22 protein-coding genes and 1 pseudogene are annotated in these 25,697 nt (G+C 56.9%); 16 read left to right on the top strand and 7 right to left on the bottom strand.

Annotation, left to right across the window (positions count from 1 at the left end; genetic code table 11):
* A partial coding sequence (locus BM029_RS26160) for a hypothetical protein (protein ID WP_211482528.1) occupies nucleotides 1-213 on the bottom strand: 213 nt, incomplete at its 3' end.
* A 25-nt stretch (nucleotides 214-238) separates the two neighbouring features.
* On the opposite strand from BM029_RS26160, the gene BM029_RS23330 reads away from it, so the two are divergent.
* Entirely contained in the window at nucleotides 239-553 is a 315-nt protein-coding gene (locus BM029_RS23330) for a hypothetical protein (RefSeq protein WP_244545193.1), read from the top strand.
* A 105-nt stretch (nucleotides 554-658) separates the two neighbouring features.
* Nucleotides 659-2,296: a diguanylate cyclase domain-containing protein gene (locus tag BM029_RS23325; RefSeq protein WP_170851200.1), complete on the top strand. Its 1,638-nt coding sequence runs from the start codon at nucleotides 659-661 to the stop codon at nucleotides 2,294-2,296.
* A 111-nt stretch (nucleotides 2,297-2,407) separates the two neighbouring features.
* Here the strand turns inward: BM029_RS23325 and BM029_RS23320 are convergent, their stop codons facing one another.
* Complete coding sequence (locus BM029_RS23320; protein WP_139217328.1) at nucleotides 2,408-2,761, bottom strand: hypothetical protein; 354 nt, start codon at nucleotides 2,759-2,761, stop codon at nucleotides 2,408-2,410.
* A 213-nt stretch (nucleotides 2,762-2,974) separates the two neighbouring features.
* Here BM029_RS23320 and BM029_RS23315 point away from each other — a divergent pair, with 213 nt between their 5' ends.
* On the top strand, nucleotides 2,975-3,808 hold the full coding sequence (locus tag BM029_RS23315) for an isocitrate lyase/PEP mutase family protein (RefSeq protein WP_092440166.1): 834 nt from the start codon (nucleotides 2,975-2,977) through the stop codon (nucleotides 3,806-3,808).
* A 61-nt stretch (nucleotides 3,809-3,869) separates the two neighbouring features.
* Nucleotides 3,870-4,349, top strand: coding sequence for a DUF1178 family protein (locus BM029_RS23310; RefSeq protein ID WP_244545192.1), 480 nt, complete (start codon nucleotides 3,870-3,872; stop codon nucleotides 4,347-4,349).
* 44 nt (nucleotides 4,350-4,393) lie between these two features.
* On the opposite strand, the gene BM029_RS23305 is transcribed toward BM029_RS23310, so the two are convergent.
* From BM029_RS23305 to gmk, 3 genes are read right to left on the bottom strand one after another with little or no spacing between them, the layout of a single operon-like run.
* The gene (locus BM029_RS23305) at nucleotides 4,394-6,679 is read right to left on the bottom strand and encodes a RelA/SpoT family protein (RefSeq protein ID WP_092440162.1); all 2,286 of its coding nucleotides are present in this window, start codon (nucleotides 6,677-6,679) and stop codon (nucleotides 4,394-4,396) included.
* A 36-nt stretch (nucleotides 6,680-6,715) separates the two neighbouring features.
* Nucleotides 6,716-6,919: a DNA-directed RNA polymerase subunit omega gene (gene rpoZ / locus BM029_RS23300; RefSeq protein WP_092351791.1), complete on the bottom strand. Its 204-nt coding sequence runs from the start codon at nucleotides 6,917-6,919 to the stop codon at nucleotides 6,716-6,718.
* Between the two features lie 53 nt (nucleotides 6,920-6,972).
* On the bottom strand, nucleotides 6,973-7,617 hold the full coding sequence (gmk, locus tag BM029_RS23295; protein ID WP_092440160.1) for a guanylate kinase: 645 nt from the start codon (nucleotides 7,615-7,617) through the stop codon (nucleotides 6,973-6,975).
* 266 nt (nucleotides 7,618-7,883) lie between these two features.
* Here gmk and BM029_RS23290 point away from each other — a divergent pair, with 266 nt between their 5' ends.
* The 10 genes from BM029_RS23290 to BM029_RS23245 all read left to right on the top strand — a co-directional run bounded on the left by BM029_RS23290 (nucleotide 7,884) and on the right by BM029_RS23245 (nucleotide 20,102).
* Nucleotides 7,884-8,138 carry a DUF2164 domain-containing protein gene (locus tag BM029_RS23290; RefSeq protein WP_092440159.1) on the top strand — a complete coding sequence of 85 codons (255 nt, stop codon included), beginning with the start codon at nucleotides 7,884-7,886 and terminating at the stop codon, nucleotides 8,136-8,138.
* Nucleotides 8,139-8,466: 328 nt separating this feature from the next.
* Nucleotides 8,467-9,927, top strand: coding sequence for a threonine synthase (gene thrC / locus BM029_RS23285; RefSeq protein ID WP_092440157.1), 1,461 nt, complete (start codon nucleotides 8,467-8,469; stop codon nucleotides 9,925-9,927).
* Nucleotides 9,928-9,948: 21 nt separating this feature from the next.
* The gene (gene glp, locus BM029_RS23280) at nucleotides 9,949-11,190 is read left to right on the top strand and encodes a molybdopterin molybdotransferase MoeA (protein ID WP_244545191.1); all 1,242 of its coding nucleotides are present in this window, start codon (nucleotides 9,949-9,951) and stop codon (nucleotides 11,188-11,190) included.
* Between the two features lie 63 nt (nucleotides 11,191-11,253).
* A complete protein-coding gene (moaD, locus tag BM029_RS23275; protein ID WP_092440155.1) occupies nucleotides 11,254-11,511 on the top strand; it encodes a molybdopterin converting factor subunit 1 in 258 nt (85 codons plus the stop codon).
* A gap of 47 nt (nucleotides 11,512-11,558) precedes the next feature.
* Nucleotides 11,559-12,056 (top strand): molybdenum cofactor biosynthesis protein MoaE, encoded by a 498-nt coding sequence (locus BM029_RS23270; protein WP_092440153.1) that lies wholly within the window; start codon nucleotides 11,559-11,561, stop codon nucleotides 12,054-12,056.
* Entirely contained in the window at nucleotides 12,053-12,427 is a 375-nt protein-coding gene (gene crcB, locus BM029_RS23265; RefSeq protein ID WP_092440151.1) for a fluoride efflux transporter CrcB, read from the top strand. The genes BM029_RS23270 and crcB overlap by 4 nt, the downstream gene beginning before the upstream one ends.
* A 134-nt stretch (nucleotides 12,428-12,561) precedes the next feature.
* Nucleotides 12,562-15,165: an ATP-dependent chaperone ClpB gene (clpB, locus tag BM029_RS23260; RefSeq protein WP_092440149.1), complete on the top strand. Its 2,604-nt coding sequence runs from the start codon at nucleotides 12,562-12,564 to the stop codon at nucleotides 15,163-15,165.
* Nucleotides 15,166-15,340: 175 nt separating this feature from the next.
* Nucleotides 15,341-17,137 carry a diguanylate cyclase gene (locus BM029_RS23255; RefSeq protein ID WP_244545190.1) on the top strand — a complete coding sequence of 599 codons (1,797 nt, stop codon included), beginning with the start codon at nucleotides 15,341-15,343 and terminating at the stop codon, nucleotides 17,135-17,137.
* 58 nt (nucleotides 17,138-17,195) lie between these two features.
* Nucleotides 17,196-17,690 (top strand): ribonuclease E activity regulator RraA, encoded by a 495-nt coding sequence (gene rraA / locus BM029_RS23250; protein WP_092440145.1) that lies wholly within the window; start codon nucleotides 17,196-17,198, stop codon nucleotides 17,688-17,690.
* A gap of 183 nt (nucleotides 17,691-17,873) precedes the next feature.
* A complete protein-coding gene (locus BM029_RS23245) occupies nucleotides 17,874-20,102 on the top strand; it encodes a TonB-dependent siderophore receptor (protein WP_092440143.1) in 2,229 nt (742 codons plus the stop codon).
* Between the two features lie 43 nt (nucleotides 20,103-20,145).
* Here the strand turns inward: BM029_RS23245 and BM029_RS23240 are convergent, their stop codons facing one another.
* Both BM029_RS23240 and BM029_RS23235 read right to left on the bottom strand, forming a co-directional pair.
* A complete protein-coding gene (locus BM029_RS23240; protein ID WP_371329158.1) occupies nucleotides 20,146-22,419 on the bottom strand; it encodes a xanthine dehydrogenase family protein molybdopterin-binding subunit in 2,274 nt (757 codons plus the stop codon).
* A gap of 68 nt (nucleotides 22,420-22,487) precedes the next feature.
* Nucleotides 22,488-22,952, bottom strand: coding sequence for a (2Fe-2S)-binding protein (locus tag BM029_RS23235; protein ID WP_092440140.1), 465 nt, complete (start codon nucleotides 22,950-22,952; stop codon nucleotides 22,488-22,490).
* 233 nt (nucleotides 22,953-23,185) lie between these two features.
* Here BM029_RS23235 and BM029_RS23230 point away from each other — a divergent pair, with 233 nt between their 5' ends.
* Nucleotides 23,186-25,246: an OPT family oligopeptide transporter gene (locus BM029_RS23230; RefSeq protein WP_092440138.1), complete on the top strand. Its 2,061-nt coding sequence runs from the start codon at nucleotides 23,186-23,188 to the stop codon at nucleotides 25,244-25,246.
* A 265-nt stretch (nucleotides 25,247-25,511) separates the two neighbouring features.
* A pseudogene (locus tag BM029_RS23225) lies at nucleotides 25,512-25,697 on the top strand (IS5/IS1182 family transposase); the annotation flags it as partial.

Genomic DNA, 25,697 nt, shown 5'->3' with positions numbered 1-25,697 from the left:
CTGCCGATTGCCTGTTTTTTTAGAGGCGCGACCCAATTCAAACCACAAAAAATAAAACCCACCAAAAAATGGTGGGTTCGTCAGCAACCTGACGCTATCCATTGGATAGCGTTTTTTTTGTAAACATGTCGTAATAAAGCGGGACGCCGGCAAAATTTTGCGCGGCATCTTGCTGCGGATTAACATGGCGCGTACCATGATGTGAAAATCCATTCAACTTGCTATCCCGGAGACATGCATGTCCATTCATATGATTGAAGCGGTTCGTTTTAACGTAGCTGGCGACCGGGTCGAAGAAGTACGTTGGGGACGTGCAAAGCCGAAAGACGACGGTTCTATCGGATGGGAACACAAGACTTCGGAACAAGATGTCAGCCTGGTGGTTGACGCGCTGCATTTCGGCGATGAGGTTGCCACCGCATTTTCAGTCGATGGAAAAATTGTGCGCGGCCCCAGCATCGCGCTGGTGATTTACGAGCACGGGATTGAAGGTATTGGCATTGCCGAGTCCGAAGTGTCGGGACGCACGCTGGCAGATTTGCCACGATTTTGAGCCGGATTGAATCTGCCATCCATTCGTTTCAGCTGACTCGGGCCTTTCTTAGAGCTATCGTCTAGCAATTTTCTGTATTATTGCCCAATGCGAATATTTCAAAGCATGAAATTCCGCTTTATCGGGCTCGGCGTGGTGCTTATTGTTGCCGGTGTCTCACTTCGCGTGTTCTTTGCGCTGCCGTTCGCGCAAGGACTGCTGCGTGACGAAGTTGCAAATCAGCAATTGTCCATTGCTTCTTATGTCGCGCGTGACATCGATCATAGTATCGAAACGAGGCGCACCCTGATTGGCGAACTGAGCACGGCGTTGCCGCCAGAACTGCTGCAGCAGCCGCAGAAACTCGCGACCTGGCTGCAGGAACGGCAGCGGCTGAATCCCTTGTTTAATAGCGGTTTACTGGTGATGCGACCGGATGGCGTTGGCCTGCTGGCCGAATATCCGGTAATAGCGGGGCGCAGCAATCTGCTCTACTCTGGTACCGACTGGTTCCAGGCCGCGCTGCATGCCGATGCCCCGGTGATGAGCAAGCCTGAGCGTGGCCGCGCCAATGGCGAACCGATCTTGATCATGGCGGCGCCGGTACGCAACGCCGCCAGGCAGGTGGTGGCGGTGGTGGCGGGCGTGGTGGTGCTCAACACCCCGGGCTTTCTCGATCGCTTGCAGGAAAACCGGCTCGGAGCAAGCGGCGGTTTTCTTTTGATTTCGCCGGCAGACAAGTTATTCGTCGCCTCCAGCGATCCTGCAATGGTGTTAAAGCCGACGCCGGAGCCCGGCGTGAATCTGTTGCACGATCGCGCCATGGCCGGCTTCCGCGGCACCGGGATAACGATTAACGCTAAAGGTGTGGAGGAGTTGTCTTCCATGGCAACGGTGCCTAGCACGGGATGGTTTGTCGTCGCACGGATACCCACTACGGAGGTATTTCATCCGATTCAAGCCATGCGGAATTTCTTCTTGAAGAACACGCTGGCGGTACTGTTCGGGACGATTGCGATATTGCTGCTGGTGTTGCCGCACTTGTTACGGCCGCTGACGAGTGCGGCGCAGGCGATGCGCGAAATGGCGGATGGCAAGCGGCCATTGGCGCCGCTGCCAGTCAGGCGCCGCGATGAAGTGGGAGATCTGGTGCTCGGTTTTAACTATCTGGTGGAACGGCTGTATGAAAAAGAAGCCGCGCTGATGGCGAGCGAGGCGAGCATGGCATTCATGGCGCATCACGATGCGCTGACAGGCCTGTACAACAGGACCATGTTGGAAGATCGTTTGCAGCAGGCGCTGGCGCGGGCCCAGCGCGAGGGTTCGCATTTTGCGCTGCTGTTTTGCGATCTGGACGATTTCAAGCCGATCAACGATCAATATGGACACGCGGCCGGCGACGCCGTCTTGCGCCAGGTCGCCGCGCGATTGCTGGACGAACGAAGAAGCACTGATACCGTGGCGCGCCTGGGTGGCGATGAATTCGTGATCCTGCTGACCGATCTCAGCGACAATCTTGGCGACACCTGCAGCGGGGTGACTGTCGTGGCTCAGCAATTGCTGGAGTCGCTCAGCATACCTTTCAATATCGGCGGCAAAATATTTCAGCTCAGCACCTCGATCGGTATCGCGTTGTACTCCGGCATCGGTGTTTCAGCATCGCAACTGATGTCGCAGGCCGACATCGCCATGTATCGGGCGAAAGCGGCGGGGAAGAACGAATTTTGTGTTTTTGATGGAACCTTTGAATCTTTCAGCGTTTAGCGCGCTGAATTTTGCCCAAACGCCGGCACATGGATTTTTTATTTTTCTCCCACGCGAACGCCTCGCCTGAAGCAGCGCTAATAACATACCGACCTGCCCGCCTGCCCGGCATCAAAAATTGCTGGATGATGGCCGGTTGCCAGCAACACTGTTGTCGACCGGAACGACGATAGGATCGCCCCCGTGCGCTTCCCGCCATTGCTGACGGCGCCACTCGATTTCAGCCCATTGCTCGGTGCGCCGCTTGTCCCATTCATTGCGTTCGCGCCAAACGGGTGCTGCCGTGACGGCTGAAGGCGGATGGAGCAGCGGTGCCGGATGCAGCTCGGCGCCATATAACGCCGGTGGTGTAAAAAGCGGTGCTGTTCCGGCGTGTACCAGGCCCAGGTTATTGTCGGCGATGGCTCGGTTCGGCGCCCCAGCGGCAAGGCCGCTTAGCAATAATACGAGTAGTATCCTTCCCATATCGCCTCCCGATTTATTGACTTGAATTTGAGACTTCAAACTTGAAGCGTGCGAGTGCTTTCAGGATTCCATTCTAGGAAACAAAGCATAGGTAAGCTAATAAAGAATTGCTACACAGTGCGATTTTGCGAACATCACAGGCAATCCGCAGCGCAAGGTAGTTGCCGGTGGTAATGTTTGCATTCGAGAACGATTTTCTGATGGAGATATCTGATGCAATCACAGAGCGAAAAAGCCCGTGTTTTCCAGCAACTTCACGCACGTGAGGGCGCTTTCATCATTCCAAATCCATGGGACATCGGCAGCGCCAGATTGCTGGCTTTACTCGGGTTTGAAGCACTGGCAAGCACTAGCGCAGGCTTCGCATTTTCACGCGGGCAATTGGATGGCGGCATCGGCCGTGAGCAAATGATGGCGCATTTAACGGAACTGGCTGCGGCAACCGAGCTGCCGCTCAGCGCGGATCTTGAAAACGGGTTTGGCGAGGCACCGGAGACGGTATCGGAAACTATCAGGCTTGCTGCGGCTACCGGCATTGTCGGCGGTTCTATCGAAGATGCCAGCGGCCATCGCGCCGATCCGATTTACACGCTGGAGCTGGCGGCCGAGCGCGTACGGGCCGCCGTCGAGGCGGTGCGTGGACTGGATTTTCCTTTTACACTCACCGCGCGCGCAGAAAATTACCTGGTTGGCCGGCCCGATTTGAAAGATACCATCAAGCGGCTCCAGGCCTATCAGGAAGCCGGTGCCGACGTACTCTATGCGCCAGGCTTGAAGAGCAAGGAAGAGATTGCCGCAGTGGTCAGCTCGCTGGATAAGCCGGTGAACGTGGTCATGGGACTGCAAGGCGTGCAATTGGGCTTGCAAGAGCTGGCGGCTATCGGCGTCAAACGGATTAGCGTCGGCGGCTCACTGGCGCGGGCGGCATTGGGGGCGTTTTTGCGTGCAGCTGAAGAGATGCGTGAGCACGGCACATTTACTTACGGCGAGGCGGCGGTGAGTACGGGCCGGATCAGCGAGATGTTGCAAGCAGCAAGTAAGCTTTAGCCCAACAAGCTTTGATCAGCAGGCGCCGAAAATAAGTTCTATGCTGCTTAGTGTAAGATCCATGCTTTTCCGCGTCGAAGAAGTGCTGCAGATCATGAAAGTCTACAACTTAGCCTGTGAACAGAATCATCGCTTTGAGGGTTGGTTTGCCTCGGAGGAAGATTTTCTTTCGCAATCAGCGGAGCAGCAGATTATTTGCCCGGTATGCGACAGCATGAAGGTCGGCAAGTTGCCGTCAGCCCCGCATCTCAATTTATCCGCGGCCAAATCAAATCCTGCCGGCAGCGACGCGGGCTTGAGCGCATCGGCAGTGGCGCAATTTCAGCAGCGTCTGCAGGAAGTGGCGCGTCATGTGATGGAAAATACGGAAGATGTGGGCGCAGGTTTTACCGAAGAAGCGCGCCGGATTCATTACAAGGAAGTCCCTGAGCATGGGATACGCGGCATTGCATCGGCGGAACAATGCGAAGAGCTGGCAGAGGAAGGTATTGATGTTTTCCACCTGCCGCTGCCAGTGCCGCCGAAGCGGTCGCTTCAGTAACGCATGATTCAAACTCTTGTTTCAATAACTGAGTAGACCGGCAATTACGCGTTGCGGTCCCGCAGAATCCGTGTAACACCGCGGATGCGGCGAACGTTGCGCATCAACCTCGCCAGGTGCACCCGGTCTTCGACCTGGATGGTGAAAATCAACTGCGTCATCAGCTGGTCTTTGTCGTCATCCATGTTGACGTAGATGATGTTGGCGTCGGAGTCGCCGATTTCGGCGGCGACCCGGGCCAGGATGCCCTTGTCGTTATGCACCAGCACCTTGATGCGGCAATCGAAGCGGCGATTCAGGTCTTCACCCCACAGCACTTCAATCCAGCGATCCGGATCCTTGTTGCGTTGGCGCTTGGCGATATGGCAGTCTTCGGTGTGCACTACCAGCCCTTGGTCGCGCTTGAGCTGGCCGGTGATGTGGTCGCCCGGAATCGGCTGGCAGCATGGCGACAGCTGCACTGAAATACCTTCGCTGCCATAGATCACCACCGGTTCCATCTTGGCTGGAGCGGCAACGCCTTCCATATCCAGCAGCGGCGTCTGCAACGGTTCGTTTTCGAGCAAGCCCATGATATGACGCGCCACCAGGGTCGCCATACGTTTGCCGACGCCGATGTCAGCATAGATTTCATCCATCGACTTGGCGCTGGATTCATTCAGCAGGCGATCGACCACGATCGGCGCCAGCACCGGATTCAGGTTGAGCATCGCCAGCGCCTGCGACAACAGCCGCTGGCCGAGTTCTACCGACTCGCTCAGATTGATAGTGCGCAGATGATGACGGATGGCCGACCGCGCTTTACCTGTACGCACGAAACTGAGCCAGTTAGGGCTAGGGCGCGAACTGGGCGAGGTAATGATTTCGACGATGTCGCCGTTGTGCAATTCTGTGCGTAGCGGCGCGGCTTCGTGATTGATCTTGGCGGCGATGGTCTGGTCGCCGACATCGGTATGGATGGTATAAGCGAAATCGAGGGCGGTAGCGCCACGCGGCAAGGCGATGATTTTCGATTTCGGCGTAAACACATAAACCGAATCGGGGAACAGGTCGACCTTGACGTGTTCCAGGAATTCAGCCGAATCGCCGGTCTGTTTTTGAATGTCGAGCAACGACTGCAGCCAGGCATGGGTGCGCTGCTGCAAATCGCTCAGATTGCCTTCTTCATCCTTGTACAGCCAGTGCGCGGCCACGCCCGACTCAGCGACCCGGTGCATGTCCTGGGTGCGAATCTGGAACTCCACCGGCGTACCGTACGGGCCGATCAAGGTTGTATGCAGCGACTGGTAGCCATTCAGCTTGGGGATTGCGATGTAATCCTTGAACTTGCCCGGCATCGGCTTGTACAGTGCATGCAGGGTGCCGAGCGCGAGGTAGCAATTGGCGAAGGTGTCGACCACGATACGGAAACCGTACACATCCAGCACCTGTGAAAACGACAGATGCTTGTTGTGCATCTTGCGGTAGATGCCGAACAGGCTTTTCTCGCGCCCGTCTATTTGTGCGTTGATGCCGGTCGCCGCCAGCGTGGTGCTGACCGACTCCAGGATCTTGCTGACCACTTCACGCCGGTTGCCGCGCGCCGCCTTGACTGCTTTGGCCAGGGTGCGATGGCGCAGCGGGTACAGATGCGAGAACGCCAGTTCCTGCAACTCGCGGTAGATATTGTTCAGTCCCAGGCGATGCGCAATCGGGACGTAGACCTCCATTGTCTCACGGGCGATGCGACGTTTTTTTTCCGGGACCATCACGCCCAGCGTGCGCATATTGTGCAAACGGTCGGCCAGCTTGACCAGGATCACGCGCACGTCGCGCGCCATGGCCAGCAGCATCTTGCGGAAATTTTCGGCCTGGGCTTCGATCTGGCTCTGGAATTCGATCTTGTCCAACTTCGACAAACCATCCACCAACGTCGCCACCGGCGCGCCGAAACGTTCGATCAGCTCATCCTTCTTGACGTCCTGGTCTTCCATGACGTCGTGCAGCAGGGCAGCCATGATCGCTTGCGCGTCAAGTTTCCAGTCGGCGCAGATTTCAGCGACGGCAATCGGGTGTGAAATATAGGGTTCGCCGGATTTGCGCATCTGACCCAGATGCATTTCATCCGAAAAGCGATACGCTTCTCTGACTTTCTTCAGCTCGGCTGGTGTCAGGTATTCGGCAAGCTTGTTGGCCAGGTGCGTGATCGAAGCGACGCCGGGTTGGAGCGTGGGCGGATGATCTGGCAAGGGAGGAGTATTCGCGGGTTTTCTGGCTGAGCGGGGGGAGGCCGCCCGTTTTTTAGTGGTTGCGGCTGATGACAGGCTTGAATCTGGTGAGGTCAGGTTCATACTGGGTAGCTATCAGCCGCATGAGTTTTACTAATGTTAGCCAGGTACCTTTTTCAGCATTTCGATGCCGATCTTGCCCGCAGCGATTTCGCGCAGTGCAATCACGGTCGGTTTGTCTTTTGCGTCGATTTTTGCAGTGTGGCCTTGCAATAACTGGCGCGCGCGATAAGTCGCGGACAACGTCAACTGAAAACGGTTAGGGATTTGTTTCAAACAATCTTCGATGGTGATGCGGGCCATATATTCTCCGGAAAACGGTGTTGCTTGGTGTTGATGCCAGTATTGATTCGATACTAACTTAAATTGGCGTGGATGCCCAATTGGGCAAACAAAGACGCGTTGCGCACCGCCTGCTGTGAAAAGCGGCAGCGGGTAGCTTTGACGATCGCTGTTAATTCCGACAGAGCAGTTGCAAACTCTTGATTAATAATAACATATTCAAACTCGGGGGCGTGGGCGATTTCACCGCCGGCCGCAAGAATCCGCCGAGTAATGACCTGCGGCTCATCCTGGCCGCGCTTTTTCAAGCGATCTTCCAGCGCTGCAATTGATGGCGGCAGGATGAAAATACCGACTGCATGCGGAAATTGCTTCTTCACTTGCTGCGCGCCTTGCCAGTCGATTTCCAGCAAGACGTCAGTGCCGGATTGCATTTGCTCGGCAATCGCCAGGCGCGAAGTGCCGTAATAATTGGTATGGACTTCGGCCCATTCCAGGAATTCGCCCTGTTTGTGGCGCGCGCGGAAGTCTTCAACCGTAGTGAAATGATACTCGCGACCGTCCTGTTCACTCGGGCGTGGCGGCCGCGTAGTGTAGGAAATCGACAGTTTGATGGCTTTTTCCTGTTCCAGCAGGGCATTCACCAGCGTCGATTTGCCGGCGCCGGAAGGTGCTACCACCATGAACAGGCTGCCCGACATGGGATGTTCGTCCGGCATTGCCGAAACAGGTTCAATCGGTGAGGCAGGGAGAAGTGGAGGTGTCATGACAATTGTGTAGTGTGCAATCTATCAAGCATTTAACATACTTGAATATAAGGGTGACATTATATCAGCGCGGCAATAAGCTGCAGCGCGGATTTGTATCTGTCATATCTGTGGTTTGATAACGGCTGCCCGGGCATGGTGTACATTTATGGGTTTTCAAAAAAGCACAGGCACTGACGGTCCGCCTGAATAATGCAAAAACGACAAGGAAATCCACGGTGGCGATCAAATTACAGCAAAGCGAGCAGAAGGATCTGATCGGATCGATTCAGCGCTATTTCAAGGAAAACATGGAAGAGCCGATCGGCGATCTGAAAGCGGGCATGCTGCTCGATTTCTGTCTGCGCGTGATCGGTCCCGGCATTTATAACCAGGCGATTGCCGACGCGCAGGCGCACATGGAAGCGAAAGTCTCGGATCTGACGGTCGAGTGCTACGCCGAGACCGAGGATTACTGGAAGAAGAAAAAATAAGGTTCTTCACGGATTACCGATAAACAACGGTAAAAACAGAAAGAAAGTGGGGTGGGCACGAATGCCCACGCGTGACCGCGATAGCCGGAGTGCAAACGTACGCGTTACCGAAACAGGCATCTGCCACGAGTGAATTCCGCGTGGGCATACGTGCCCACCCTACCGCAAGGCAAAAATAAGCCCGGCCTGGAACTGTTGCACGTATCCAAAGCTGACAGTGGCATGGTCACGGACGCTATAATGCAAGCAGACGGTTCTATCCTGGCTCTATCCGTACTTAATCCGTACTTAATACATACCTGCAACTTTACACAACGCCACCCACAATATGCATTATGTTTCGACTCGCGGCCACGCAGCCGCCCAAAATTTTTCCGAAATTCTGTTAGGCGGCCTGGCTCCGGATGGTGGTTTGTACCTGCCAGAGACATATCCGCAAGTCACCGGCGCCGAGCTGGATCTGTGGCGTAGCTTGTCGTACGCCGACCTGGCGTTTGAAGTATTGAAGAAATTTGCGACCGATGTGCCTGAAGCCGATTTGAAAGCACTGGCGCACAAGACCTACAGCGCCGAGGTTTACCGCAACGCGCGGGCGGGCGACGATGCCAGCCAGATCACGCCTTTGCATCTGCTTGAAGAAAAAGACGGCAGCAAACTGCTGTTGCAGGCGCTATCAAACGGCCCGACGCTCGCCTTCAAGGATATGGCGATGCAATTGCTGGGTAATCTGTTTGAATACACCCTCGCCAAGAACGATGCCAAGCTGAACATTTTCGGCGCTACGTCCGGCGATACCGGCAGCGCAGCGGAATACGCGATGCGCGGCAAAAAGGGCATTCGTGTCTTCATGCTGTCGCCGCACAAGAAAATGAGTGCGTTCCAGACCGCGCAGATGTTCAGCCTGCAAGACCCGAATATCTTCAACATCGCGGTCGAAGGCGTATTCGACGATTGCCAGGATATGGTCAAGGCGGTATCCAACGATCATGCATTCAAGGCCAGCCAGAAAATCGGTACCGTCAATTCGATCAACTGGGCGCGTGTCGTGGCACAAGTGGTGTATTACTTCCGCGGCTATCTGACCGCGACCACCAGCAATGATCAAAAAGTATCCTTCACGGTTCCTTCGGGCAATTTCGGCAATATCTGCGCCGGCCATATCGCCCGCATGATGGGCTTACCGATCGATAAGCTGGTGGCTGCCACCAACGAGAACGACGTGCTGGATGAATTTTTCCGCACCGGGATCTACCGGGTGCGTAAATCGGCCGAGACGTACCACACCAGCAGCCCCAGCATGGACATCAGCAAAGCCTCGAATTTCGAACGTTTTATCCACGATTTGCTGGATGGCGACAGTGAACGCGTGCGCGCCTTGTTCCATAAGGTGGAAACCGAAGGTGGCTTCAACCTGGCGGGCGGCCCGGGCAGCGATGGCGACGAGTTTGCCAAGATCGGCCAGTTCGGCTTCCAGTCCGGCAAATCGACCCATCAAGACCGGTTGGACACCATCCGCGATATCGAACAGCGTTACGGCGTCACGATTGACACGCATACCGCCGATGGCGTCAAGGTGGCGCGCGAATACGCGACCCCGGGTGTACCGATGATCGTGCTGGAAACCGCCTTGCCGGCCAAGTTCAACGAGACCATCCGCGAAGCGCTGGGACGTGATGCCGAGCGACCAGCCGGCTTTGAAAACATAGAAGCGCTGCCGCAGCGCTTTGAAGTGATGGCGGCCGATGTGGCGCAGGTCAAGGCGTTTATTGCCGGCCATACCGGACTCTAAGTTGGCGGCGATCAGAATCCGATGATGCAAAAACCACCTATGTTGTCCGTTGCCGAGGCCCTCGACGTATTATTGGCCGCGCCGCGCCCGCTGGTCGACAGCGCCGCCATCGAACAGATGCCGACGCTGGCCGCCAATGGCCGGATACTGGCAAGCGCCCAGACTTCCCAACTCAACGTGCCGCCGGCAGACAATACGCAGATGGACGGTTATGCCGTACGCGCTGCGGATTGCGCCGGCGGTGCTGCCAGACTGCAGGTGTCGCAACGGATCCCGGCCGGACATGTCGGCGCGCCGCTGCAGGCCGGCACTGCTGCCCGGATTTTTACCGGCGCCATGATCCCTGAGGGTGCTGATGCCGTTGTGATGCAAGAAATGTGCGAGGCCGATGGCGATGCAGTGGTGATCAAACATGCGCCAGCTTCCGGTGAATGGGTACGCCGCGCCGGTGAGGATATCCGCAGCGGCAGTGTGATCTTGCCGGCTGGCACGCGGTTGCGGCCGCAACATCTCGGCCTGGCGGCATCGGTCGGCCTGGAAACAGTGCCGGTGGTGCGCAAATTACGGGTGGCGATGTTTTTCACCGGCGATGAACTGACCATGCCTGGCCAGCCATTGAAGCCGGGCGCCATTTACAACTCTAACCGATTCGTATTGCGCGGCCTGCTGGAAAACCTTGGTTGTGAAATAAGCGATTACGGCATCGTGCCGGACAATCGTGAAGCGACCCGCGAGGCCCTGCGCGTAGCGGCCCAGGAGCACGACCTGATTCTTACTTCCGGCGGCGTCTCGGTCGGCGAAGAAGATCACGTCAAGCCGGCGGTCGAAGCGGAAGGGCGTCTCAACATGTGGCAAATCGCCATGAAACCAGGCAAGCCGCTGGCTTTCGGCGAAGTCCGCCGCGCCGCCGGCGGTACCGCTTTTTTTATCGGTTTGCCCGGCAATCCGGTTTCCAGTTTTGTGACCTTCCTGATCTTTGTGCGGCCCTTCATTTTGCACCAGCAAGGCGTGGCGGCAGCCGGGCTGGCGCCGCAGGCGATCTCCATGCGCGCCGATTTCGATTGGCCCAAGGCTGATCGCCGCCAGGAATTCCTGCGCGTAAAAATCAACGCCGGCGGCGGCCTCGATTTATTCCCGCACCAAGGCTCGGGTGTGCTGACATCTGCCGTCTGGGGCGACGGTCTGGTCGACAATCCGGCTGGGAAAACCATTGCCAAGGGCGACTTGCTGCGATTCTTGCCGTTTTCTGCTCTACTGCAGTAAAAGTAATCGCAATCGTAATCGTCAAAACGAACAACCTTGTAATTGATCGAAAAAGAGAATGTAATGAAAATCCAGCTGCGCTTTTTTGCCAGCCTCCGTGAGGCGCTTGATGTGTCTCAGGAGACACTGGAGTTGCCGGCTTCGATTGCCACCGTTGGCGAGCTGCGCATTTTTTTACGTGCGCGCGGCCCTGTGTGGGCTGAGGCGCTGGCGGATGGCAGAGCCTTGCGCATGGCATTCAATCAGGAGCTGGTCAGCGCCGATGCCGCCCTGGTTGATGGCGGCGAAGTAGCATTTTTCCCGCCAGTAACTGGTGGTTAACTATCGGCGGCTGACATTGGTTTGTTGCTGCCCATGAGGTCTTGAGTATGCCCATTCGTGTTCAGACAGAGGATTTCGATTTCGCCGCCGAGCTTGCGCAACTGCGGCTATCCAATCCCAAAATCGGCGCCGTAGTCAGCTTTCTCGGCACCGTGCGCGATTTGAACGATGGCAGCAGCGTCGCCCAGATGGAGCTGGAACATTATCCCGGCATGACCGAGAAAGCCCTGGCCGCCATCGTCGCCCAGGCCAAACAGCGCTGGGATATCTTCGATGCGCTGGTGATACATCGTATCGGTCCCTTGTTGCCGCTCGACCAGATCGTGCTGGTGGCGGTGAGTTCGGCCCATCGCGGCGACGCCTTTGCCGCCTGCGAATACATTATCGACTACCTGAAAACCGAAGCGCCGTTCTGGAAAAAAGAACACACGGACCAAGGGGCGCGCTGGGTCGATGCCCGTAGCACCGACGACGAAGCGCTGGCTAAATGGGAGCTGGACGAACAGGATACGCTGCCGCTGCCTATGCGCGAAAGTAAAAAGTGAGCTGGCTGGCGGTGGGTGTCGGTGCCGTGCTAGGCGCCTGGCTACGCTGGGGCGCAAGTGCCTTGCTGGGGGCATATCAGAACCAGTTGCCGTTGGGTACCTTGCTGGTCAATCTGGCGGGCGGCTACCTGGCAGGGCTGGCGGTCGGCTTTTTTGAGGCGCACCCGTTGCTGCCAATCGAATGGCGGCTGCTGGTGATTACCGGATTTCTTGGCGGTTTGACTACTTTTTCCACTTTTTCCGCTGAATCGATGGTGTTGTTGCAGCACGGCGAGTATGGTTGGTTTCTCGGGCATACGCTCCTGCATCTCTGCGGTTCGATTATCTTGTGTATTGCCGGATTCGCGACCTATCGCGCTGTCACTTTTTAACTTATCTGCTTACTTGTCTACTTAGTTTCTACTTACTTTCTACTTATTTATCTGGTTTTAGCTGTTTCTCCGTGGGCGCTTGAAATACGGCGGCCTGTCCCAATTTTCTATCCATTAGATATTTTGGAGGAACCATGCGTTTCGATAAATTAACCACAAAGCTGCAAGAAACAATCGCCGATGGCCAGAGCCAGGCAGTCGGCAATGATAATCAGTATATTGAGCCGGTCCATGCCTTGATCGCTTTATTGAATCAGGATGACGGCAGCGCCACCTCTTTGCTGCAACGCGCAGGCGTCAACGTCGCCGCGCTGGGCGCCGGCTTGAAAGCAGCGCTGGAGCGCTTGCCTAAAGTCTCCGGCCACGGCGGCGAAGTACAGATCGGTCGCGATCTGTCGGCTTTGTTGAATCTGGCCGACAAGGAGGCACAAAAACGCGGCGACGAATTCATTGCCAGCGAGATGCTGTTGCTCGCGCTCCTTGAGGATAAATCGGATGCAGGCCGTCTGGCGCGTGAAAACGGGCTGACCCGTAAAGCGCTGGAAGCGGCGATTACCGCCGTGCGCGGCGGCGCCAATGTCGCTTCGCAGGATGGCGAGGGGCAGCGCGAAGCATTGAAAAAATACACACTCGACCTGACCGAACGGGCCCGCATTGGCAAACTCGATCCGGTGATCGGCCGCGATGATGAAATCCGTCGGGCAATCCAGATTTTGCAACGGCGCAGCAAGAATAATCCGGTGCTGATTGGCGAACCCGGCGTTGGCAAGACCGCGATCGTGGAAGGACTGGCGCAACGGATCGTCAACGGTGAAGTCCCTGACAGCCTGAAATCGAAACGCGTCTTGTCGCTGGACATGGCGTCGTTGCTGGCCGGAGCCAAATTCCGCGGCGAATTCGAAGAACGGCTGAAAGCCGTGTTGAAGGAAATTGCCCAGGATGAAGGCCAGACCATCGTATTCATCGATGAGCTGCACACCATGGTTGGCGCCGGTAAAGCCGAAGGCGCGATGGATGCCGGCAATATGCTGAAGCCAGCCTTGGCGCGCGGTGAGCTGCATTGCGTTGGCGCCACCACACTGGACGAATACCGCAAGTACATCGAAAAAGATGCCGCGCTGGAACGGCGTTTCCAAAAGATCCTGGTTGACGAGCCTAGCGTAGAAGCTACCATCGCCATCTTGCGTGGCTTGCAGGAAAAGTACGAAGTCCATCATGGCGTTGAAATTACCGATCCGGCGATTGTCGCGGCGGCGGAGTTGTCGCATCGTTACATTACCGATCGCTTCTTGCCGGATAAGGCTATCGACCTGATCGATGAAGCTGCTGCCAAGATCAAGATTGAAATCGATTCCAAGCCGGAGGTGATGGATAGGCTTGATCGCCGATTGATTCAGCTCAAGATCGAACGTGAAGCGGTGCGGCGCGAGAAAGACGAAGCGTCGCAAAAACGCTTCACCCTGATCGAAGAGGAAATCGAGAAATTGTCGCGTGAGTATGCCGATCTGGAAGAAATCTGGAAGTCGGAAAAAGCCAGTGCGCAGGGCAGCAAGCATCTGAAAGAAGAAATCGAAAAATTGCGTCTGCAAATTGACGAAGCGACACGCAAGAGCGACTGGCAAAAGGTTTCCGAGCTGAAGTACGGCAAACTCAACGAGCTTGAGAAAGCGCTTGAGACACAGTCCAAACAGGATGCCCTGGCAGCCGAACACCCTGATCCAGAGGGTAAGCCGCAGCTGGTCCGGACCCAGGTTGGCGCGGATGAAATTGCCGAGATCGTCTCACGTATTACCGGCATTCCGGTAGCCAAGATGCTGCAGGGCGAGCGCGATAAACTCATCAAGATGGAGGATGAGCTGCACAAACGCGTGGTTGGCCAGAATGAGGCGATTGTTGCCGTGTCTGACGCTATCCGCCGCTCGCGAGCCGGTTTGAGCGATCCTGATCGGCCGTATGGTTCGTTCATGTTCCTTGGTCCCACCGGCGTCGGTAAGACCGAGTTGTGCAAGGCGCTGGCAGGATTCTTGTTTGACAGTACAGATGCCCTGGTCCGCATCGACATGAGCGAGTTCATGGAGAAGCATTCGGTAGCTCGTCTGATCGGCGCGCCGCCGGGTTATGTCGGTTATGAAGAGGGCGGTTACCTGACTGAGCTGGTGCGTCGCAAGCCGTACAGCGTGATCTTGCTGGATGAAATCGAAAAAGCCCATCCGGATGTCTTCAACGTGCTGCTGCAAGTGCTGGACGATGGCCGCATGACCGATGGCCAGGGCCGTACCGTGGATTTCAAGAATACGGTAATCGTGATGACTTCGAACCTCGGTTCGCATCGGATCCAGGCGATGGAAGGTGCGGATCCGGCAGCGGTCAAGCAGGAAGTGATGGCTGAAGTGAGAAACCATTTCCGCCCTGAATTCATCAACCGTATCGATGAAATCGTGGTGTTCCATGCCTTGGACGAGAAGAATATCGGCGCGATCGCCAAGATCCAGCTGAAAATTCTCGAACAGCGTCTGGCAAAAATGGATATGGGAATGGATATTTCGGAAGGCGCTCTGCAGAAGATCGCGGAGGCAGGTTTCGATCCGGTCTACGGCGCCCGGCCATTGAAACGAGCGATCCAGCAGCAGATCGAGAATCCATTGTCCAAATTGATCCTCGAAGGTAAGTTCGGGCCAAAGGACACGATTCATATAAATGTTAACAATGGTGATATTGTGTTCAAAGCGACAATGTAAGCTCAGATTTTACCCGCGCAAACAGGTAGAATCGCAACAGGCTTGAATGTGTTGCTTTATGGGAAGAGGTCGCATGGTTACGCCGTGTGGCCTTTTTTTAAGCTTATGCTGCTTATATGCTGTTGATTTATCCTAGATCAGGCATTGCCAATTCTTGCGTTTTTTCGGGGCGATTTTGAAGCGAACGTCACTGCAACGCCTATTCATTTTGCCGTTTGCAGCACTACTGTTGTGCCTGGCCGTTTCAGTCGGCTGGCTACTCTATCAAACTGGTCAGGAAGCTACCGATGCGTTATCGCAGAAGGTCCTGGCCGACATGATGGGAGGCATCAACAGCGTCATCAACAGGCAATTATTCGACGCCGGAGCGGCGTTGCGAGTGGTCGCGCCCGATCAGATCGCCGACGCCGCCAATAAAACCCCGACTCCTATCCCCTTCCCGGTCAGCGTGAGCCGGCTGGAAGAGCGTATGTGGATTGCCAGCGGCCTGTTTCCGGTGGTGGGTGGCTTGATCAGCTTTGCCGGTACGGACGGCCATTATGTCTCCATCCGCCAAAGCGCTGCCAACGAATTCCGGGTCAGGCTGAGAGGCGCCGGCGAGAGCCTGGTCCACATGTACCGCAGTCGCGGCCCCGCGACAGAAATGACCTTCCTGGAAACGGAACACTACGAGCCGCGCGAGCAGACCTGGTATTTGAATGCTATCAACCAGAAAAAAGATACCTGGTCGCCAGTGTTCATCGACCCTGCCAGTAATGAACCGGTGTTGATGCTGGCACGACCGGTAGTTGACGCCAGCCAGCAAGTGTTCGGCGTGGTGGCGCGGGAATTGTCGCTACGGCCGCTACGCGAATATTTGCAGACGTTATCCATGGATAAGAATGGCGTCGCGTTTGTGGCTGAGCGCGATGGTGATCTGTTGGTATCGTCGAATGGTGAAGGTTCTTTTGCCCCGCGCAACGGCGCTAAGAGGCTGTCTGTAAGAAACAATCTCAACGATGTCGCTTCACCCTTCATGCGCCAAAGCTGGCAACTGGTGCAAGCCTATTTGCAGAAGCACCTCGAGGTGGCGCCGGTGACCGATCCGGTAGATACCTCGGCTGCCAGCCCGCCGACGCCGGGCAAGTTGATCATTGGCGCATTTCCCAGCCAGTACGGGCAGATCGAAGTTGCGGCACAGATTCATCGCGATGCCGCCGGGCTGGAATGGGTGGCGGTGGTGGCGTTGCCGCGTTCGGATTTCTGGGGAGCGGTCAATGCGAGTGTCTATAAAAGCTTGTATCTGGGGCTGCTGGTAATCCTGCTGGCTTTGCTGGTCGGCTATGCGATATTGCGCTGGGTCCTGCGCGACATCCGCAAGCTGACGCTGGCGGTACGCAACATCGGCAGCGGCCGGCCATTTGCCAAACTGAATATCGACCGCACCGATGAAATTGGCGAACTGGCAAAGAGCTTCCAGGAAATAGAGCGCCATCTGCGCACCGACCGCCTTACCAGTCTGCTCAATCGCGATACCCTGATCGCGCAAATCGAATTCCGCCGCCGTACCGATGTCGATCCGTCGCTGTTCCGGTTTGCCGTGCTGTTCGTCGATCTGGACAAGTTCAAGCAGGTCAACGATCACTATGGCCATGACGAAGGCGACCGGGTGCTGATTGAAGTCGGCTTGCGCCTGCAAAACGCGTTGCGCAAGGAAGATGAGGTGGCGCGTTTCGGCGGCGATGAATTTATCGTCTACCTGCCCGGCGTGGCCGACGAAGAATCGGCGCTGGCGATTGCGGAAAAGATCTATGCGGTATTGAACAAACCGATCCTGATGGGTAACGGCGAGCATTGCCAGATCGGCGCGTCCATCGGCGGCGCCCTGTATCCGGCCGATGGCCTCGATCTGGAAACCTTGTTGAAGGTCGCCGACAAGCGGATGTATAGTGTCAAGAAATTCGGCGGCCTGACGTTTTCGTCGGACGAGTAATTCCGGTTTGTAGCTTCCTTTTACAGTTTTCTTTTCACTCCCTTGCGATGGAGATGCAATGACTTTTTCTACCTGCGATTTATGCGACGCCAACGAAGACAAGCTTGGTACTGCCGCCTTGGCGGTGCTGCCTCCGGTGTTTATCTCCCTGGGCAAGCACCAGGCATTCTGCGGTCCGGCGCGTACCCTCAAGGTGCATGAAGATAATGTTCTGGTACGCAGCACGTTGGAAACAGAAGGTAACGGCCAGGTGCTGGTGATCGACGGCGGCGGCAGCTTGCGTTGCGCTCTGGTTGGCGGCAATCTTGGCGTGCTGGCGCAAAAGAACGGTTGGGCCGGCATTGTCGTGAATGGTTGCGTACGCGACTCGGCCGAACTGAACGCCTGCGATATCGGCGTGCGTGCGCTGGCGTTGCATCCGCAGCGTAGCGTTCGCAGAGGGGTAGGGGAGCGCGATATCAGCGTCTCCATCGCCGGCGTAACGATCACACCGGGCGCATGGATTTATGCCGATGCCGACGGCGTGCTGGTGGCTAGCCAAAACCTGCTTTAAAAAAACTGTCTGACTCCCTTTCTCCCCCCAATAAAGCAATGCCCTCGAATTCAGAAGGGCATTTGTTAATAATATTAAGAATGATTCGCATTTATTTTATTTTTCGGAATCATTTGGTGATCTTGCTAACAAAAAACGGTTTAAGCAGTTTCCAAGCCGTATTGCAATTGGGAGTGGTGGAAGATGGAATGGATAATAACAACGCGTCGGCGTGCAGTCGTCGTTGCGGTGAGCCTGCTATTTGTTGCGACAGCAGTCGGTTACGCACACGCACAACAGGTGGCGCAACCAGCAAACGATGTGCCGAATAATAATGGCAAGTCAGAAACAGGCGTCAAGGCAGACAGCACGCTGCCAGTAATCAATGTGAATGCCGGGGCTGACACTAACGATAGCGGGACCGTCGGCCTGGTTGCCAGGCGCAGCGCCAGCGGCACAAAAACCGATACTCCCATCAACGAGATTCCACAGACAATCAACGTCGTCACAGCTGCCCAGATCGAGCAAACCGGTGCAACCAGCATCAACGACGCGTTGCGCTACGTTCCCGGCTTTTCGTCATACGGATCGGAAGTGCGTTCCGACTGGTATTCCGTGCTGCGCGGCTTCACGCCCAACGTGTTCGTCAACGGCCTGCAGGTGCCAACCACGCTGAATCTCGCGAGCTGGCGTGTCGATCCGTACATGATCGAAAGCATCAGCGTGCTGCGCGGCCCGGCATCGGTGCTGTACGGGCAGGGCGATCCCGGCGCTATCGTCGACGTCCAGACCAAACTCGCCAATGGCGAACGGATTCGCGAACTGGAGGTGCAGATCGGCGATTACGCAAGAAAACAGGTTTCTGTCGATATCGGCGACAAGATAGACCCGGATGGAACCTTGTCATATCGCTTCATCGGCGTTAGCCGCGACGGCAATTCACTTACGGGGCCGCATGCCGAACAGCGGGTGGCGTTTTCGCCATCCATCAAATGGCAGCCGAACGCAAGCACTTCGCTGACTGCAGCCTTGACCTATTTGCAGGACCGGGGCGACGCCTCGAATAATTTCCTGCCGGCGCAAGGCACCATCCTGCCTAATCCGAACGGCAAGATTTCCGAGAACCTGTACACCGGCGATCCGACTTTCTCTCACTATCGCAAGAAGCAATGGTCGGCCGGTTACCAGTTTGAACACAAGTTCGATCCGGTCTGGACTTTCCGGCAGAATACCCGCCTGATGCATCTCTCGCTCGACCAGGGCCAGGTGTTCGGCGGCGGCCTCGATCCGGCCGATCCGTCCCGGCAATCGCTGTTACGCTACGCCGGCCTGTACCAGCTCAACTACAGCCGCTTTGACATCGATAACCAGGCGCAGGCTAAATTCAACACTGGCCCGTTCGAGCATACGGCGCTGTTCGGCGCCGAGTACAACAGCCAGCATACGACCGACAGCGAATGGATGGCGACCGGGCCGAGCCTGAACATGTACAACCCGGTATACGTCCCGATCACCAACGACCTGCTTACCGGCCCGGACGCTTTTCCCCGTACTTACACGAAGACCACGTTGAACATGTTCGGCCTGTATGCACAGGACCAGATCAAATGGCGGCGTTGGACGCTGACGGTCGGCGGCCGGCAAGACTGGAGCAACACCAAACAGAACGATATCGCCGGCGGTACGCAATTCGAGCAGGACGACCATGCATTCTCCGGCCGTGTCGGACTGGTCTACCTGGGCGATTATGGCTTGTCACCCTATGTCAGCTATTCAACCTCGTTCAATCCGATCATCGGCGTCAGGCTGGCCGACGGTGGACTGGCTGCGCCGAGCAAGGGACGCCAGATCGAAGCCGGTGTGCGCTGGCAACCGGACGGCAAGAACCTGGCGTTGAACGGGGCGTTGTACCAAATCTATCAAACCAATGTGACAACGCCCGACCCGACTGATCCCACCGGATCGCTCTCGGTGCAGACTGGTGAAGTGCGCTCGCGCGGTATCGAGTTCAGTGCGGTTGGTAATATTTCGCGCGAATTTTCCGTCATTGCTGCCTATGTGTACCAGGATGTGAAGAACACCAAGGCAAACGACGATTCGCTGGGTAAGTGGCCGGTCGATATCCCTCGGCCGCGCCAGATGGCTTCGTTGTGGGGCGACTGGACCTGGCGCACCGGGGCGCTCGCAGGTTTCGGAGCAGGTGCCGGCATCCGTTACCAGAGCGGCAGCGCAGGAGCATCAGACAATTCACTGTATGTGCCGAGCTACACGGTGTTTGACGCCGGCATCCACTACGATTTGCCCAACTGGCGCCTGGCGCTGAATGCCACCAACCTGTTCAACCGCACCTTCGTGAGCGGCTGCCAGTCGGAAAATACCTGCTTCTACGGCAACCAGCGGACGCTGGTCGCAACGGCGAGGTACAACTGGTAGGGAAAGAAGCAGGGTGGGCGCCTTTTGTGCCCACCCTGCATGATCAGCTTTTCTTTAGCTGATCCCGGATCGGCAGGTTGCGGATACGCTTGCCGGTTGCAGCAAAAATAGCGTTACACAATGCCGGAGCGATCGGTGGCGTACCCGGCTCACCGACGCCTCCCAGCGGCATGTCGTACTTGTGCGGCACCATGTGGACCCGCAAGTCGCGTGGAGCGCTGAAGGCACGCAGCACTTCGTATTCATGGAAGTTGCCTTGCTCCGCGCTGCCGTTCTTAAACGTGATTTCACCGGTCAGCGCCAGGCTCAGGCCCATGATGCAGGCGCCTTCCACTTGCGAGCGGATCCGGTCCGGCGTAATCTGCGGGCCGCAATCGATCGCCATGTCGACTCGTGGAATGCTGATCGTGCCGTCATCGGCTACCGCCACTTCAATCACCGCCGCCACATAAGACATGAAGCTGTAAGCCACAGCCAGGCCCAGTCCGTGGCCCTTGGGCACCTTGCGGCCCCAGCCGGCTTCCTTGGTCGCCAGCTCCACCACTTGCCGCATGCGGCCGGTATCTAGCGGATACAAGACCGGCGATTCGCCGTAGTTGGTAGTGTCCGACATCTCTTGCGGATTGACCTGGCGCGCCGGGCCGATCAGTTCCAGCAGGAATTCCTTGTGGTCGCGCTTGGCAGCCGCTGCCAGTTCGGCCACGAACGATTGCACTGCAAACGCATGCGGGATGTTATAGACCGAACGGAACCAGCCGATCCGGGTATGCGCTTCGACTTCCGGCGCTTCGATGCGGATATTCGGAATCACGAACGGGATGTTGATCGCGCCCATGCCTAGTTCACCGGGTTGTTCTCCCTTGGCGCCGACGACGAACGTGGAAGCGATGGTCGGCGCCGCGCTACGGTGCAGCCAGGCTAGAGGCTTGCCTTTGGCATCGAGCGTACCTTCCATGTGTTCCAGCGAGACAGTGTGGAAATAATCGTGGCGCAGATCGTCTTCGCGAGTCCAGGTTACCTTGACCGGCGCGCCATCCATCGCTTGCGACAGTAGCGCCGCTTCAGCCGCGAAGTCGGGCTTGGATTTGCGGCCGAAACCGCCGCCCAGCAAGGTGACATTGACTTTCACGGCGTCGGTTTTCCAGCCCAGGCGGTCTGCTACCGTGTCGCGCGTGGCTTGCGGATCCTGCACGCAGGCCCAGACTTCACATTTGCCGTTGGCGGTGCGGGCCGTGGCTGCAGGAGATTCCATGGTGGCATGCGCCAGATGCGGGATGTAGTACTCGGCTTCGATACGTTTGCCAGCTTGCGCCAGCACCGCCATGGTGTCGCCGTTATTGCGCACTACCTTGGCCGGCTTGCGTGCGGCTTCCTGCAAGGTGGCCTTGAATGCGGTTGAATCGTAGCCGGCATGCGGGCCATTGTCCCAAGTGATCTTCAGGGCTTCACGGCCTTTGATCGCGGCCCAGGTGTTGCGCGCAATTACTGCAATGCCGCCCAGCGGATTGAACTTGGCGGGAGGCGGGCTGCCTTTGAGTTCGATCACACGCACCACGCCCGGGATTTTCAAGGCTGCGGCAGAATCGAAACTCGCCACTTTGCCGCCATACACCGGTGGCCGTGCGATTACTGCATACAGCATGCCGTCGAGACGGGTATCGATGCCATAGTGCGTATTGCCGGTGACGATATCACGGAAATCGACGCTGCTGAATACGTCTTTGCCGATATAGCGGAACTGCGCTGGATCCTTCAGTTGCACCCGGGCTGCAGGCGGCACCTGCAACTTGGCAGCATCGACTGCCAGCTCGCCGAAGCCCAGCTTGCGGCCGCTCTTGGCGTGCAGTACTTCATGGTTTTTGGTGGTGATCTCCGATGCCGGGACGCTCCAGCGCGTAGCGGCGGCCGAAACCAGCATCAGGCGGGCAGTGGCGCCCACCTGGCGCATAGGGGTAAAGAAATGGCGCATGCTGCGCGAGCCATCGGTATTCTGGTTGCCGTAACGGCTTTCGTCGGCATTGGCTTGCACCACGCGCACGCGACTCCAGTCGGCATCGAGTTCATCGGCCACTACCAGCGGCAGGCTGGTGCGGATGCCCTGGCCCATTTCGGAGCGATGGGCAACGATCGTGACGATGCCGTCGGCGCCTATCGACACAAAGATCAACGGATCGTTGATGGTGCCGCCGGGCATGCCGGCACCGCCGTATTTTTTTGCCGGGGCAGCATCGGCCGCCATCACCAATCCGTTCACGCCAACCGTCAACGCCAGGCCGGTAAATGCGCCGAAACCTTTGAGCCAGGTGCGGCGGCTCATCGAGGTTACGGATGCAACGCCGCTGCCGGCGGTGTTAGCGCTATCTTTTTCAAAATCAAAAGCGGCGCTCATTTGGCGACTCCTTTCGCGGCGACTTGTTTGATCGCGGCGCGGATACGGGTATAGGTGCCGCAACGGCAGATATTGCCGCTCATGGCATCGTCAATTTCCTTGTCGGTGGGCTTGGCGGTGGTTTTCAGCAGGGCAGTAGCAGACATGATCTGGCCGGCCTGGCAATAACCACATTGCGGTACGCCAAGTGCAATCCATGCTTCCTGCACCGCATGGCCGACCTTGTCTTCAGCCATCGCTTCGATGGTGGTGACTTTCTTGCCGACAGCCGCGCTGATCGGGGTAATGCAGGAGCGGATCGGCTCGCCATCCAGATGGACGGTGCAGGCGCCGCAAAGGGCCATGCCGCAACCGAATTTGGTGCCGGTCAGGCCGACGTGATCGCGCAAGGTCCACAGCAGCGAAGTGTCTTCCGGTAAGTCGATTTCGTGCTGCTTGCCGTTGATGTTCAGGCTTGTCATGGTGGGTTCTACCTTTCCAACTTGGGGTTGATAACCTAGTGAAGGACGAATTCGCTATAGCTGAATTCCCGACAGTGTAATCTAATTGATAACTTTGTGAGTTGTCTGCCAATTGCTAATGATTCGATCAGATTAGTTGCGCCTTGGCATTGTAGACCCAAGTCAAATTCTTTGATGACGGGCAACTGTTTCGGGGATAATTGGCGAATTGTAATTTTGGTGATGGAGTTTCGATGTCCGATTTGTTTAATAAAACTGGGCGCATTCCCGATAATGTTTCGCTGCCCGAGCTGACTGTGCGGGGCATCATTCTAGGCGCGTTGATAACGGTTGTATTCACAGCATCCAATGTGTACCTGGGCTTGAAAGTCGGCCTGACTTTTTCTTCCGCGATTCCGGCCGCCGTGATTTCCATGGCAGTGCTGCGGATGTTCAAGAGCGCCAATATTCTTGAAAACAATATGGTGCAAACCCAGGCCTCGGCCGCGGGTACCTTGTCCTCGATTATCTTTATCCTGCCGGGACTGGTCATGATCGGTTACTGGCAAGGCTTCCCTTACTGGCAAACCCTGGCGATTTGCGCGGCCGGCGGCATGCTGGGCGTGATGTTCACGATTCCGCTGCGGCACGCGATGGTGGTGGAAAGCGACCTGCCTTATCCGGAAGGTGTGGCGGCTGCGGAAATCCTGCGGGTCGGCAGTGCGGAAGTTGAGCTCGATGCGGCTACCGGCAAGGCCGGCGCCAAGGCGGAAACCGGCATCGTCGACATCATGGCCGGTGGTTTCACCGCCGCCATCGTGACCTTGTTCTCATCTGGTTTCCGGGTGCTGGGCGAAGGCATCAATTTGTGGTTTGCCGCCGGGCCTGCGGTTGTGCGTTTGTCTGCCGGATTTTCGCTGGCGTTGCTGGGCGCCGGCTACCTGATCGGTATCGTGGCCGGTATCGCCATGCTGATCGGTTTGCTGATTGCTTGGGGCGTGGCAGTACCGGTGCTGACTTCGATGCACAGCATCCCGGACGGCGTGACGCTGGCCAAATATGCCACCGGCTTGTGGAGCAAAGACGTGCGCTTCATCGGCGCCGGCACCATCGGCGTGGCGGCGGTATGGACGCTGATCACGTTGTTCAAGCCGATGCTGGAAGGCGTCAAGACTTCCTTCCAGGCGCTACGCGGCGGCAATGGCCGCATCAATATCCCACGTACCGAGCGCGATATGGCGCCGGGCTGGATCATCGCCATCACACTGGCTCTGGTAGCGATCCTGGTGGCGACCTTTGCCAGTTTCCTGAGCGCCGCGCCGTTGTCCGCCGGCATGGTGTGGGGCCTGGTGGCGTACAGTGTCTTGTTCGCGGTTATCTTCGGCTTCCTGATTGCCGCTGCCTGCGGTTACATGGCAGGACTGATCGGATCTTCCGCCAGCCCGATTTCCGGCGTTGGCATTGTTGCCGTGGTGTTGATCTCCTTGCTGATTTTGCTGGTGGGCAGCGGTGACGGCCTGCTGGCTACCGAAAGCGGGAATAAGTTAGGAATTGCGCTGGCCATCTTTACTACCTCGGCAGTGATTGCGGTAGCGACAATTTCCAACGATAACCTGCAGGATCTGAAAACCGGCTGGCTGGTCGGCGCCACGCCTTGGCGCCAGCAGGTAGCGTTGCTAATCGGGTGCGTGGTCGGCGCCGTGGTGATTCCGCCGGTACTTGAGCTGCTGTATAACGCTTACGGTTTTGCCGGAGCGATGCCACGCGCGGAGATGGATGTGGCGCATGCCTTGTCGGCGCCGCAAGCGACCTTGATGACCGCCATTGCGACCGGGATTTTTACCCATCAGCTGAACTGGGACATGATCTTGATCGGCCTTGGACTGGGCGTGATGCTGGTCACGATCGATGAAATATTGCGCCGTCGCGGCGGTGTCGCGCGCTTGCCGGTGCTGGCGGTCGGTATCGGCATTTATCTGCCGCCGACAGTTGCCTCGACATTGGTGCTGGGCACGTTGCTGGCCTGGGTCATCGAACGCATCTTGAAAAAGCGCGCGCAGAAACAAGGCGTGCCATACGAGCAGTTCGCTGAAGGTCCGAACCGGCGCGGTGTCTTGCTGGCCTCCGGCCTGATCGTCGGTGAAAGCCTTGTGGGCGTGCTGCTGGCGGCGGTTATCGGCTTTACCGGCAACGATTCACCGTTGGCGCTGGTTGGCGGCACGTTTGAAAATACCGCGCAATGGCTGGGTCTGATCGTATTTGCAGCTGTGGCTTGGGTCTTCTCGCGTCGTGTATTGACGGCACAGACGGCATAAGCTGGCGGTCGCAGGGGCCATTGCAGAAGGTGTGCGATGGCCCGTACCCGAGGACATCAGGTGTATTAACTCAAACTTGATCTGACATGAAGTGGCAGGTCAAATTTAGATCGACCAGCGATTCGATTGGCTGCAATCGGCCCAGAGTGTGTAAAAACGCGGCCGTCCTTGGGAATCATATTTTCACCGTTTTTCGGCCATCCGTGTAAACGCAATTAATCCCAAGACGTTATTTGGCTATGTCATCAAACGGCGGGGTAGCTAGATGAAGCGCTTTATCCAAGGAGAACATCGCACGCAAGGAACGCTGCTCCCCGAGCATTTGGATGACTACATCACCGAACAGAATCCAGTGCGCGTCGTCGATGTGTTCGTCGACGAACTGGACCTGGCCAAGTTCGGATTTGGTGGCGTCGTTCCATCGGAAACTGGCAGGCCTTCGTATCATCCT

The sequence above is a fragment of the Collimonas sp. OK607 genome (assembly GCF_900111995.1).
In the GTDB taxonomy this organism is placed as follows: Bacteria; Pseudomonadota; Gammaproteobacteria; order Burkholderiales; family Burkholderiaceae_D; genus Collimonas.
Note: the sequence above shows the minus strand (reverse complement) of the source record. Positions and strands in the feature narration are given on the sequence as shown.